The organism is Pseudomonas sp. stari2, assembly GCF_040760005.1.
GTDB lineage: Bacteria > Pseudomonadota > Gammaproteobacteria > Pseudomonadales > Pseudomonadaceae > Aquipseudomonas.
Genome location: NZ_CP099760.1, coordinates 2,631,402 through 2,643,574 on the forward strand (window position 1 = coordinate 2,631,402; position 12,173 = coordinate 2,643,574).

The 12,173-nt window shown below is 60.2% G+C and carries 10 protein-coding genes; 2 read left to right on the forward strand and 8 right to left on the reverse strand.

All coding sequences use genetic code 11. The features are described 5' to 3' along the window. Positions 1-127: 127 nt before the first annotated feature. The 4 genes from NH234_RS12015 to NH234_RS12030 all read right to left on the reverse strand — a co-directional run bounded on the left by NH234_RS12015 (position 128) and on the right by NH234_RS12030 (position 4,864). Entirely contained in the window at positions 128-643 is a 516-nt protein-coding gene (locus tag NH234_RS12015) for an Hcp family type VI secretion system effector (RefSeq protein ID WP_003226246.1), read from the reverse strand. A gap of 320 nt (positions 644-963) precedes the next feature. After that, entirely contained in the window at positions 964-2,343 is a 1,380-nt protein-coding gene (locus tag NH234_RS12020; protein WP_367256654.1) for a VOC family protein, read from the reverse strand. 111 nt (positions 2,344-2,454) lie between these two features. Next, positions 2,455-3,393 carry an alpha/beta fold hydrolase gene (locus NH234_RS12025; protein WP_085733181.1) on the reverse strand — a complete coding sequence of 313 codons (939 nt, stop codon included), beginning with the start codon at positions 3,391-3,393 and terminating at the stop codon, positions 2,455-2,457. A gap of 16 nt (positions 3,394-3,409) precedes the next feature. Next, complete coding sequence (locus NH234_RS12030; protein WP_085733180.1) at positions 3,410-4,864, reverse strand: NAD(P)/FAD-dependent oxidoreductase; 1,455 nt, start codon at positions 4,862-4,864, stop codon at positions 3,410-3,412. A gap of 171 nt (positions 4,865-5,035) precedes the next feature. Here NH234_RS12030 and NH234_RS12035 point away from each other — a divergent pair, with 171 nt between their 5' ends. Both NH234_RS12035 and NH234_RS12040 read left to right on the forward strand, forming a co-directional pair. After that, positions 5,036-6,109, forward strand: a complete 1,074-nt coding sequence (locus tag NH234_RS12035) for a diguanylate cyclase (protein WP_367256656.1) — start codon at positions 5,036-5,038, stop codon at positions 6,107-6,109. 84 nt (positions 6,110-6,193) lie between these two features. Continuing rightward, a complete protein-coding gene (locus tag NH234_RS12040; protein ID WP_367256658.1) occupies positions 6,194-7,429 on the forward strand; it encodes a M20/M25/M40 family metallo-hydrolase in 1,236 nt (411 codons plus the stop codon). Between the two features lie 89 nt (positions 7,430-7,518). Here NH234_RS12040 and NH234_RS12045 read toward each other — a convergent pair whose 3' ends face one another. The 4 genes from NH234_RS12045 to NH234_RS12060 all read right to left on the reverse strand — a co-directional run bounded on the left by NH234_RS12045 (position 7,519) and on the right by NH234_RS12060 (position 12,123). Continuing rightward, entirely contained in the window at positions 7,519-8,388 is an 870-nt protein-coding gene (locus NH234_RS12045; protein WP_096822909.1) for an oxaloacetate decarboxylase, read from the reverse strand. Between the two features lie 160 nt (positions 8,389-8,548). Then, positions 8,549-9,583 (reverse strand): arginine N-succinyltransferase, encoded by a 1,035-nt coding sequence (gene astA, locus NH234_RS12050; protein WP_367256659.1) that lies wholly within the window; start codon positions 9,581-9,583, stop codon positions 8,549-8,551. Positions 9,584-9,638: 55 nt separating this feature from the next. Then, complete coding sequence (locus NH234_RS12055) at positions 9,639-10,655, reverse strand: arginine N-succinyltransferase (RefSeq protein WP_085733175.1); 1,017 nt, start codon at positions 10,653-10,655, stop codon at positions 9,639-9,641. 118 nt (positions 10,656-10,773) lie between these two features. Next, entirely contained in the window at positions 10,774-12,123 is a 1,350-nt protein-coding gene (locus NH234_RS12060) for an APC family permease (RefSeq protein ID WP_367256660.1), read from the reverse strand. Positions 12,124-12,173: the final 50 nt, after the last annotated feature.

The following is a 12,173-nucleotide window of genomic DNA, read 5'->3' on the forward strand; positions in this document are numbered from 1 at the left end:
TTGTTCCTCGTGCTGTACAGCGGCGTTCGTCGATGACCGCCAGGCGGATCAACGCACGCGAAATTCTGGAGGGCGTAAACAACATCGACCAGCAGAGCTGGCCGATGCTTGAAACGATCAGCCGTAATTAAACGACTGGAGCACGCCAGTCATCGGAACCCGAAGTACCGGATACTTCGTGGGTCCAGGTGATTTTGCGGTAGGTGAACTGCACTTCTTCCAGGTGGGTGAAGTGCGAGTTGCCTGGATCCTGGCAGTTGTGCATTTTGTTGTTGATGGCGACGATGATCGCGTCTTCCAGTTTGGTGGTGTAGTAGTGCTCTTGAGTACCTTGAGCCGAAGTGCGGTACCACTGGATAACGATTTCGCTCATACGCTCGCCGGAGGTCAGAGCGGCTTGCAGCAGAGGCGAAGCCTTGTCGTAGACCTTGGTGATGATCACTGGCTTGTGAACGCGCTGACCGGTTGGCTGACCGGATTGCGGGTCACGCGGGATGATCACGTCGTGGCTGAACGCCTGAACCATGACCTGGTCTTCGTGACCTTCCTGGTAGGTGTTGCCAACGGAGTCGGCAGTGAAGGCGCCGGCAGTGATCAGGCCTTGTTTTTCGCCGGTAACCGACATGTACGCTGGTGTTGCCATGGGATGCTCTCCTTGCGGATAAAGTTAGGGTGCCCGGGAGGCGAAATCGCCCGGTGGGTGCCTGACTGTTATCAAGGAGCGTGCCAACATTTTCGAAGCCTCGTAAAACCGGGGGGATGGCGCTGGCAGTCATCGGATTTCGCGAAAAAGGGCAGCGTTTCAGGCGAAAAGTGCGCAAGAAGTTGCGCAGTACTGCGCAACTTCTTGCGCACTTGGCTGGAGGCCATGAGCGGCGTGGCTTGCAGCGGTTTTAAGGGGTGTTTTATTACGTACAACTGCGCAACTTCTTGCGCAGTATGGCCAAACGCCGCTTCGTCGCCTTACCGAGTCAGCACGGTGAGGCATTCTTCTATCGAACGCTGCTGCGTTTCGGCATACAACCTCAATTCATCGATGGTCGAACGCCCCAAAGCTTGTTCGAACGCCTGACGATTGGAGTGCTCGCCATAGCGCGTCTGCGCCGCATCCCCCAGGTTCGACTGAAAAATCCCCGCCGCACTGACCGGCAGGAAATCTTCGTACACCAGAGGCTCGGCTTTCACGTACCCATCGCGTAACAGCGCTTGCAGCGAAACATCAGCCGGACGACCCGCCGCAAGCGCTTTGTCTGTCAGGAAATAACGGAAGTACGCCAATTCCTGCTCGCGCATGCCCTCGAGGCTGTCAGGGAATTCGCTGAAATGCCGGGTCATCAGCGTGTTGTAGCGTGAGGCGTTGGCCTCGTTGGGGAAATCGCCCAATTCATCTCGGGCGGCATTCAACAGGCGGTCGTACAACGCCCGGCCCTTGGGTGTCAGCGCCGCACCTCGTTGTTCGATCTCGCCGAAGCGAGCGCTGTGGCTGCCGCGGGTTTCTGTCTGGTCAGTGAAGGCGATCGGCTCGTCCAGCGCCTTGAAACTGGTCTGGCGCAGGAGGATCGGATGCTGCCGGCGTGGCGGCCCTTCAATCACCGCTTTGGGCGTGATGCCATGCAGCGGCATCTGCGCCTGAACGATGTCGATGTCCAGGGTACGCGGTGTCAGGTGGTTGATGTGCGGGCCTTTGAACGCGACGACATCGGCGATCAGGCGATGCTGGGCGCTGAGGGTCTGGTACTGCGCGGCTGTGACGGTAGCGCTGTGGTGCCAGCGAAAAGTCTCCAATGCTTGCAGGACAAATTCCCCGGCTTCGGATTCGTTCAATCCGCCAGCAGATTCGGCCTGCTCGATCAGACGCAGCGCGGTTGGGGTGAAGATCGAGCGCTGATCCAGCACTGATTGCGCGAAGGTTCGCAGCTCGGGATCTTCGATCAACTCCAGTCGAAGCAACGAAGTGAACACCCGGAACGGGCTGACTTGCAGCGCATCTTCATGCACCGCACGGAATGCCGTGGAATGCACCGGCACCCCGGCGGGCGTCAGGTCGTAATAACCCACCGGTTGCATGCCCATCACCGCGAACAGGCGGGCGAGGGTGGCCAGTTCGGCGGCGGTGCCGACGCGGATCGCGCCATGGCGCTCCATGTCCAGCCGTTCGATTTCGCCGGTGCTGTGCAGTTGACTGGCGATCTGCGGCTCGCGTGCCAGCACTTCGCTGTTGGTCTGTTCCACCAGTTCCATCAGGGCGCCATACAGCGGCACTTCTTCGCGGTACATGTCGGACATCGCTTTGGAGAAGCGTTGGCGGATCAGGTCGGGGCTGACGAAAGGCTGCACGGTCATGAAAAAAATTCCTGGCACGGTCACGTAAAGGATGGAGGAAAAGATCGCAGCCTTCGCTGACGCGGGCAAACGAAGAATCCTACGAACTTCATTCTGCCAACGACTGACCGTTTACCTGTCCTGACGCGAATTCTCCCCCAGGAACTCCCGATACAAACGTGCCGTGTTCGACGGCTGCTCGACCATCGGCATGTGACCGACGCCGTCCCACACATCGACCCGCAGATTGGAGATGCCCTTGCTCCACACCGGCACACTGCTGACATCGATCAACCGGTCCTTGCGGCCCCAGAGCAACAGCGCCGGGCATTTGATGTCCGGCAACTTCGGTTCCATCGGCGGACTTGCGCGAAAGTCCCGGAAGATCTCTTCCAGTTCGTCACGTTGTTGCTCGTAGCGCTGGGCAATGGCGTCGAGCACCAGGCCGGGCACCCACGGCGGCGAGGCCATGGTCATCGCATAGAAGTGTCGGAATTCTTCCCGGGAATTGATCAGAAACGGATTGTGCCCACGAGCCAGGTGACGCTCCATGTCGCTGGCCTCGGGCGCGGTGACGCCGGCCGGGTCGATCAGCGCCACCGAAGCAATGCGATCGGGGTAAGTCGCCGCCAGCCACGCGGCGATGTAACCGCCCATGGAGTTGCCGATCACGTGGACCTTCTCGACGCCGCAGACGTCGAGCAGTTGGATCATGCGTTTGGCCTGAACCGGAATGTCGTAGCCGCCACCGGCCTTGAAGCCGGTTTCGCCGTGACCGGCCAGGTCCGGGATGATCACCCGGTACTGCCCGACAAAGTGCCGGGCGAAGCGCAACCACAGGTTCTTTTCGGCGCTGTAGCCGTGCAGCATCAGAATGCTGCTCGACGCTTCATAAGGCCCGCCTTGCCAGGTCGAAACCGTCATTTCGGCGATCGGTACTTCAATCTTGTGCAATCGGTACAGTTTCGCCTCCAAAGCTGCGCTCAGGTCGTAGAGCCAGTGACCGACCGCCGGGTAGCTCAACCAGCTCCAGGCCACGAAAACTGCGAGGGCGACAAACAGCAAAAGCATCGTGGGTCTTCCTTGTTCAAGACAGAATGTGGTCGGCCGGTTTCAGCGCCCGGGTCAAGCGGTGGTAGCTGAAACTGAAGCCGGGAAACATCGCGATCACATGACCGCTCCTGCTTTGATACCAACTGTGGCAGCCACCGGTTTTCCAGACCGTGCGCTCCATTTCCCGATGAATCATCTGAGTGTAGGTACGTTCTGCTTCGGGGCGAACTTCGATGCTGCGCAGACCTTTGGCCTGCACGGTACGGATGCAGTCGAGGATGTAGTTCATCTGCGATTCGATGATGAACAGCGCCGAGGTGTGACCGATGCCGGTGTTCGGCCCGGTGACGATAAACAGGTTGGGAAAGTCCGGCAGGCTGGTGCCGAGGTAGGCGCGTGGGTACTGCGCCCAGACATCGCGCAGTTTTACGCCGTTTTTTCCGCTGACCGGATAGGAAATCACGCCATCGGTGGCGTCGTAACCGGTCGACCAGACGATCAGGTCGACATCGATGTGCTGGCCATCCGTGGTGACGATGCCGGTTTCATCGAGCGCGGCGATACCTTGTTCGCGGCTGTGCAGCGTGACGTTGGGCCTGGTCAGAGCCGGGTAATAGGTGTTGGAAAGCAATACCCTTTTGCAGCCGATGGTGAAGTCCGGTGTCAGTTTTCGCTGCAGTTCAGGATCGGTCACCTGGCGTTTGAGAAATTTCAGCGCCTGGTTCTGCACCATGTGAATCGCCGGTTTCGAATATTTGAAGGCGATGATCCGGGTTTCGAACTGCCAGTAGATCAGCCAGCGCAGCAACTTCCAGGCCGGTTTCAGCCCGAGCAGCCAGCGCTGGAATCGTCCGAACTGGCGGTCGGGGCGCGGCAATACCCAATGGGGTGTGCGCTGAAAGACGTGCAAGCGCGCGACAGCCGGTGCAATAGTCGGGATCACCTGCACGGCACTGGCGCCGCTACCGACAATCGCTACGCGTTTACCGTGATAGTCGTAGCTGTGATCCCAATTGTTTGTATGAAAGGTCTTGCCTTGAAAGCGATCCCGACCGGGGAAGGGCGGCACGACCGGTTGACTCAGCGGCCCGGTGGCATTGATCACGAACTGCGCGTAATAGGTGCCCTTGGCGCCGGTGTGTACGGCCCAGCGTTTTTCGTTTTCATCCCATTCGATGCGCTCGACATTGGCTTGCAGCTCCACCCGCTCGCGCAGGCCGAAACGCTCGATGACGTGTTCGGTGTAGCGATGCAGTTCGGCCTGTCCGGCGAACATCTGTGTCCACGGGTAGGGCGCAAACGACAGTGAATACAGGGGCGACGGCACATCGACCGCCGCGCCGGGGTAGGTGTTCTGGCACCAGGTGCCGCCGAAAAAGTCCCGCCGCTCCAGCAAGCGAAAATCGTCGATGCCGGCCTTGAGCAAGTTGATCGCCGCGCACTGGCCGCCAAATCCGCTGCCGATGATCAACACTTGATAGGTCTGCATGGGCCTCCTTCTTAGAGTCTTTTTTCCATTTTCTTCCTTTCATGTATAGCCAATCATTTGCCTGCCGTGTGCTGGAAATGACGGGGTATTCGGCCGCTGACCGGTGATGGCTATTTAACGTCTCCCTGTTAGACTCCGAGCACATCCTTTTGCGGTGTACTCGAGGCCCTTATGGGAAGAACGGGAGGAAAGGGACTTTCACTGGCCAGGAGGCTTTACACATCGCGAACCCTCGGGTTGGTCCTGGGGCTTTTGTGCGTGAGCGTGGCGATGTACCCGCTCGATCCGCCGGCGTGGGTCTGGGCGCTGATGCTGTTCAACGGCCTGGTCTGGTCGCACCTCGCTTATCAATGGGCCCGACGGGCGAAGGTTCCGTACCATGCCGAACACCGCAATCTGTTGATCGACGCCTTTCTCGGTGGCTTCTGGGTCGCTGCCATGCATTTCAATCCCTTGCCCAGTGCCACGACCATTTCAATGATGGCGATGAACAACGTCGCCATCGGCGGCCTGCGTTTTCTGCTGGCCGGTGCGGCGGCGCAGTTGCTTGGCGTCGGCGTCGGGCTGGTGGTGTTTGCCCCGGCATTCATCCCCGCGACCTCGCCGGCGCAGCTCTATGCCTGCCTGCCGTTGTTGATGCTGTATCCGCTGGCGCTGGGCTGGATCTGCTTCCGCCAGGCTTACACTCTCGGCCTGCACAAGCGTGAATTGCTGGCGTTGAGCCGCACCGACAGCCTGACCGGTCTGCTCAATCACGGCGCCTGGAAGGATCAACTGGAAGTCGAATTCCAGCGCTGCAAACGCCAGCAGACAGGCGCAGCGATTGCGCTGATCGACATCGACCACTTCAAGGCGATCAACGACACCTATGGCCATGTGGCCGGCGATATCGTCCTGCGTCAGTTGAGCAGGATGCTCAAGCAGAACCTGCGCATGGTCGATGTGGCGGGGCGCTACGGCGGTGACGAGTTTTGCGTGATCCTGCCGGACTTGCCGCTGTTCAACGCGGCGCAGGCCATGGAAGCCTTGCGTGAGCGTTTTTCCTTTCTGGTCTACGAACAGAGCCCGGCGCTGAAAGTCAGCCTGAGCATTGGCCTGGCGGCACTCGATCCGGCTCACGGCGATGCAACGCGCTGGCTGAATGATGCCGATGAAGCGCTCTACGAAGCCAAGGCCAGCGGGCGCAACCGGGTGATCTGCTGCAACGATGACAAGCCTCGGCGCGGGGTTTTCGATTCGGTTTGAACGGATGGGGTGTCGCATCCGGGATAGAGCCTTGGAGCGATGTCAGGTACGGTTGAGTACCCGACACGAAACAAGGATTGATTCATGACGTTCCATTTCCCTCGCTCCCTGCTGGCCGCCGGTCTCGGCCTGACCCTCTCTTTCGCAGCCGCTGGCGCGTTCGCCGAATCGCACAAACAGGTGCTGGCCGACGCCGAGCAATACAAACCCGAAGCCCTGAAATTATTGGAACGCCTGGTCAATATCGACTCCGGTTCCGGCTATGAGCCGGGGCTCAAGCAAGTCAGCGACATCGCCATCGATGAGCTGAAAAAGCTTGGCGCAACTATTGCGTTGGTGCCGAACACTCCCGAAAAAACCAACCACGTGCTCGCAACGCTCAAAGGCACCGGCAAGGCGAAAATCCTGCTGATGGCGCACATGGACACGGTGTTCAAGGAAGGTTCTGCCGCCGAGCGCCCGTTCCACATCAAGGACGGCCGCGCCTACGGGCCGGGGGTGATGGACGACAAGGGCGGAATCGTCGCCGGCATTTATGCGTTGAAAATTCTGAAGAACCTCGACTTCAAGGACTACGCGCAAATCACCTTCCTGCTCGACGCCAGCGAAGAAACCGGTTCGGACGTCGCCACTGACCTGATCAAGAAAACCGCCAAACTTCACGACGTGACCCTCAACCTCGAACCGGGTCGTCCGGCTGATGGGCTGGTGGTGTGGCGCAAGGGCAGCGCCACCGCTTTGGTCGAGGTCAAGGGCAAGGCTGCTCACGCCGGCGTCGCGCCGGAACTGGGGCGCAACGCGGCGATGGAAGCGGCGCATCAGATCCTGCAACTGGGCAAGCTCGGCGACGAAGCCAGGAAAACCACCATCAACTTCACCGTGCTCAAGGCGGGCGACCGCACTAACGTGATCCCGGATCAGGCCACGGCCAAGGCTGACGTGCGGGCGGCGGTGCCGGAAGAGTTTGACCGGATCGAGAAGGATCTGGCGCGGGTGTCGCAGGACAAGCTGATTCCTGACACCGAAGTGAAGACTTCATTGCAACGCGGCCTGCCACCGATGCCGCAGACGGCGGAGTCGGATCGTTTGATGGCGATGGCTCAAGGGATCTACGGCGAGATCGGCCGCAAGTTAACTGAAGAAGGCAGCGGCGGGGCGGCGGATGCCAGTTTGTCGGCCGGGGTTGGGACACCAACGCTGGACGGGTTCGGGATAGTTGGCGGCAATATTCATACGCCGGAGGAATACGCCGAGGTGGAGAGCGTGGCACCGCGGATTTATCTGTTGTCGCGGATGATTATGGAGTTGGCGAAGCAGTAACGGCAGCTAGCGGTTTCGCGGCGGGCGCCATGCGAGTGGGACTCGTAATGGCGTCGGGCCGCTCTGCCTCTTTGTAGCGAGGTGCGAAGTTACTCTTTGACGCTCATGTATTCCTTGGCCCAGAGGATGTATTCCTCAGGCTGGGTGTAGGTGTGGGTCAGTTCGGTGGCGCTCAGGTCCGAAGCCTGGGTGAAGATCTGGCGCTGTTCGCGCAGGCTGTCGTAAGTCGCCTTGATCGCCGCGAAGTAAGCACCGTGGCCGTCGATGGTCACGCGTACACCCAGTTCGGCCAGGCGTTTGTCGTCGCGCAGCGCCGGGTTGCCGTAGGTCACCAGCATCAGCGGGACGGTCAGGTGTTCGGCGATTTGCTCGAGCTGATCGAAGTCCTGGATACCGACCATGCAGATACCGTCAGCGCCAGCGGCCTGGTATTGGCGGGTGCGGCTGATGATTTCCTGGTTCGGCAGGATGCCGGCGTTGGTCCGGGCGATGATCGCCATTTCCGAATCGACCCGCGCTTCCAGCGCCGCGCGGATCTTGCCCACGCCTTCAGCGACCGAGATCAGGTCGGTGGATTTACGGCCGAATTGGGCCGGCAGCAGGGTATCTTCGATGGTCAGGGCGGCAACGCCGGCGCGTTCCAGTTCGACGATGGTGCGCATCACGTTGAGCGCGTTGCCATAGCCGTGGTCGGCGTCGGCGATCACCGGCAATTGGGCGACGCGGCCGATGCGAGTGGCTTGTTCAGCGAATTCGCTGAGGGTGATCAAGGCAAAGTCCGGGGCGCCCAGGACCTGCAACGAGGCGACCGAGCCGCCGAGAATCCCTACTTCAAAACCCAGGTCAGCGGCAATGCGGGCGGACATCGGATCGAACACCGAGGCGGTGTGATAGCAGGTGTCGGAAGCCAGCAGCTGACGGAAGTTACGGCGCAAATCTTGATGAGAAAGCCTGGTCATACGAGTTCCACCAATACAAAGGAATGGAAAGGCTTGAGCAAAGGTGTCAACGCCGAAGGTGAAAAGGCTATCACGCCAATGGGTCAAGGATCATGACGAATTAACGAGGAAGTTAACCAGGAAAAACCTGTTCAGGCTTTCTTGCTGCAGGCAGAGGCGCTCAGGCCGCCGCTGCCTGCTGCTGTTGATTGAGCAGCGGCACCGCCCGCACTGAGTTGCCCGGCTGCAATTGCAGGCGTTTGGCGGTGAGGCGGTCGATCACCAGACTGCTGCCGACCCGGCGGCCCGGAGCGACGGTGATGCGGCAGTTTTCCAGTCGGCGGTTGTGGATCAGCCATAGCGGCGCCTGATCGTCCGGCGCGCCAATACTCAAGGTCAGTTCCAGGCTGTCGCGTACGGTGCGGATGCCGCGGATCGGCGCTTCGATGACCGGGCCACCGTCGAAGATGTCGATATAGCCTTTATGGGCGAAACCCTCGGACTGGAGGATTTTCAGTGCCGGTTCAGTGTTCGGATGGGCTTGGCCGATCACGGCCTGGGCCTGTTCGGTGAGCATGCAGGTGTACAGCGGCTGGCGCGGCATCAGTTCGGCGATGAACGATTTGTTGCCCAGCCCGGACAAGTGGTCGGCGTGGCTGAAGTCCATCTGGAAGAAGTGCCGGCCCAGACTGTCCCAGAATGGCGAACAGCCTTGCTCGTCGGCACTGCCGCGCAGTTCGGCAATCATCTTCTCGCCGAACAGGTGCGGGAATTCGGCGACAAACAGCAAACGACCCAATGACAGCAGACGTCCATTGCTGCCGTGGCGCTGGTCGTGGCGCAGGAACAGCGAGCACAGTTCCGATTGGCCGGTCAGTTCATTGTTGAGAAACAGTGTCGGGATCTGTCGCTGGATACCCAGGTCCGGCGCCGAGCTGACAGTCAGCCCGACCCGATAGTTGTACCAGGGCTCGCGCAGGCCGACGGCCCCGGCCATGGCGCTGACCCCGACCACCCGCTGCTCGTCGTCCTCGAGCACGAACAGATAATCGGCATCGGCCCGCTCGACCTGTTCGGCGAAGGCGCGCTGCGCCCAGCGTACCCGGTGGGCCAGGCGATTTTCGTTGGCGGGCAGGGTGGTGAACCCCGGCCCGGCCTGTTGCACCAGCGTCATCAACGCTGGCAGGTCGCTGACTTGGACCGGACGGACAATCATGCTGCAACTCCTTTTGCGCGCCTGCTCGGGCACTGTCGTTGGGTGAGGGCGCGGTTCACAGGGCAATCACCCGGATCGTGCTGCCAGCGCTGACATTCAGTGCTGAACAAATCGCCGGCGTAAGCGCCAGGGGCTGACCGGGCTGGAAATCCAGCTCGGCGACCACCGCCCGAAAGCCATGCAGTGCATCGTTACTCACCAGATAGCGACCGCGGGCATCGATCAGTGGTTCCGTTTGAACCTTGGCGGTCTGGCTCTGGGCGATCGAACGGATGTTGGCAGTGCGCGCGTACAACGTGGGGCCGGCATCGAACAGGTCGATGTAGCTGTTGGTTTCAAAACCCTCGCGCTCAAGGATGTCGAAGGCTTCCTGGCCGTCCGGATGGATGCGACCGATGCACTCCTGCGCCGCCAGTGGCAGCATCGGCACGTAGATCGGGTATTGCGGCATCAGTTCGGCGAGAAACGTACGGCTCTGCAAGCCGCACAGGCGTTCGGCCTCGACGTAGGGCAGGTCGAAGAAATGTTTGCCCAGCGCGTCCCAGAACGGCGAGTTGCCTTGCTCGTCGCTGTAGCCGACGATTTCGGTGATCACCGCTTCGGCAAAACGCGTCCCGTGGGCGGCGATGAACAATAACCGTGCCCGCGACAGCAATTCGGAAAACGGTGTGCGTACCAGCGCCGCGTCGATGTGAAAACCGCGCAGCAGCGTGTGGCCGCTGAGGTCGTGGCACAGCGACAGCGCCGGAACGCCGTGTTCGATGTTCAGTTCCCGCGATGCGCTGGTGAAGTGGCGGTTGCGCAGGCTGTAGAACGGTTCGTCGTGGCCGGCCGTCGCGAGAATCTCCGAGCAACCAACCAGACGACGGCTGGCCAGCTCTTCCAGCACGAAAAAGTAATTCTCCGGGCCCTGAGCCGCGGCGTCGCTGTCGAACGAAGCGCAGGACGTGGCGATTTTTTCGTTCAGGCGCTCGCTGTCGTCCGGCAGGGACGTGACGCCCACCAGGCTGTCGCGAGCCAGTTGTTGCAATTGAGGCAGGTCGTTTGGCTCGACTGGGCGTAAGACCAGCATGGATGCACTCCTGTATCAAAAGGTTCGGCACATTCGCCGAACCTGACTATCACTGTCGGTTTCCACGCGTTAAAGCGGCGGTCGCCTGATTTGTTGTCAGACGCCGCTCTTTTTCTTGTCAGCCATTGCTCGGGTCAGGCAGCGCGGTACTGGCGCCGAGCTTGTTCAGGAAGAACAGGTACACCAGACCCAAGGCGATCCAGATCAAACCGAGTTTTTGTGCATCGACGCCCATGTTGTACATGATGGCCGCGACGATAATGAAGCCGATGACTGGGCAGATCAGGTGACGGATCACCTGGCCGGACTTCTGCCGACGCCAGTAGTAATTGATCACGGTCAGGTGCAGCAACATGAAGCCGCTCAGGGCGCCGAAGTTGACCAGTGAGGTCAGGGTGTCCACCGAGTTGATGAACAGGTAGCAGATCACCAGCGACAACACGGCCACCAGATAGATGCTCAGGTACGGCGTGTTGTGTTTCGGGTGAACTTTGGCCAGCACTTTCGGTAGCTTGCCGTCGCGGGCCATGCCGAACAGCAGACGCGAGACCGCCGCTTGTGAAGTGATCGCCACCGCCACGCCCCAGGCCAAAGCCGTGGCCACGCCGGTCAGAGTCGCCAGCCAGCTGCCGGCGGCAATTTCGGCGATTTCATAGAACGCGGTGTCGGCGGACTTGAAGCCCATGCCAGCGGCCAGATCGGTGGCGATCCAGGTCTGGACGACGAAAATCGCGCCCATCACCACCAGAGTGATCAACGCCGCTTTGCCGACGCTGCGGCCCGGATCGCCCTTGATCTCTTCGGCGAGCGTGGAGATCGCATCGAAACCGAGGAATGACAGCACCGCAATCGACACCGCCTGCATCAGCAGGGCGAAGTTGAAGGTTTCCGGGTGATACAGCGGCGCCAGGGTCAACTGGCCATTGCCGCCGCCGTTATGCAGGTCATTCCAGGCGTAGAACAGGAAAATCCCCAGCACCACAAGCTGCGCCAGCAGGAACACGATGTTCATGCGGGCGGTGAAGGTGATGCCGCGCAGGTTGACGAACGTCGCGCTGACCAGGAACGCCAGGATGAATCCAACCTTTGGGATGTCCGGGTACAAATGGTTGAGCGCCATCGCCGCGTAGACGTAAAGCAGAGGCGGAATCAGCAAGTAATCGAGCAGCATCAGCCAGCCGGCGATGAAGCCGACGTGTTGATTCAGGCCCCGTTGCGCGTAGGAATAAACCGAACCGGCAATCGGAAAGGCCCGGGCCATGCTGCCGTAGCTCAGCGCGGTGAAAACCATTGCCACCATGCCGATGATGTACGCCAGAGGCACCATCCCCGGTGCCTCGGCGTTGACGTAGCCATACACGCCGAACGGGGCGATGGGGATCATGAAGATCATCCCGTACACCACCAGATCGGTCAGTGTCAGGCTACGTTTCAACTCCTGTTTGTAGCCGAACTCTTCTATTTCCATGAAGCGCAACTCCTTGTCAGCCAATCGTTCGTTTTAGTTGTTATGTCGGT

Coding starts and splice junctions, on each gene's coding strand:
- astA (WP_367256659.1), bottom strand. CDS start 9,583: ATGATTGTCCGTCCGGTCCAAGTCAGCGACCTGCCAGCGTTGATGACG.
- NH234_RS12060 (WP_367256660.1), bottom strand. CDS start 12,123: ATGGAAATAGAAGAGTTCGGCTACAAACAGGAGTTGAAACGTAGCCTG.
- NH234_RS12055 (WP_085733175.1), bottom strand. CDS start 10,655: ATGCTGGTCTTACGCCCAGTCGAGCCAAACGACCTGCCTCAATTGCAA.
- NH234_RS12015 (WP_003226246.1), bottom strand. CDS start 643: ATGGCAACACCAGCGTACATGTCGGTTACCGGCGAAAAACAAGGCCTG.
- NH234_RS12025 (WP_085733181.1), bottom strand. CDS start 3,393: ATGCTTTTGCTGTTTGTCGCCCTCGCAGTTTTCGTGGCCTGGAGCTGG.
- NH234_RS12030 (WP_085733180.1), bottom strand. CDS start 4,864: ATGCAGACCTATCAAGTGTTGATCATCGGCAGCGGATTTGGCGGCCAG.
- NH234_RS12045 (WP_096822909.1), bottom strand. CDS start 8,388: ATGACCAGGCTTTCTCATCAAGATTTGCGCCGTAACTTCCGTCAGCTG.
- NH234_RS12040 (WP_367256658.1), top strand. CDS start 6,194: ATGACGTTCCATTTCCCTCGCTCCCTGCTGGCCGCCGGTCTCGGCCTG.
- NH234_RS12020 (WP_367256654.1), bottom strand. CDS start 2,343: ATGACCGTGCAGCCTTTCGTCAGCCCCGACCTGATCCGCCAACGCTTC.
- NH234_RS12035 (WP_367256656.1), top strand. CDS start 5,036: ATGGGAAGAACGGGAGGAAAGGGACTTTCACTGGCCAGGAGGCTTTAC.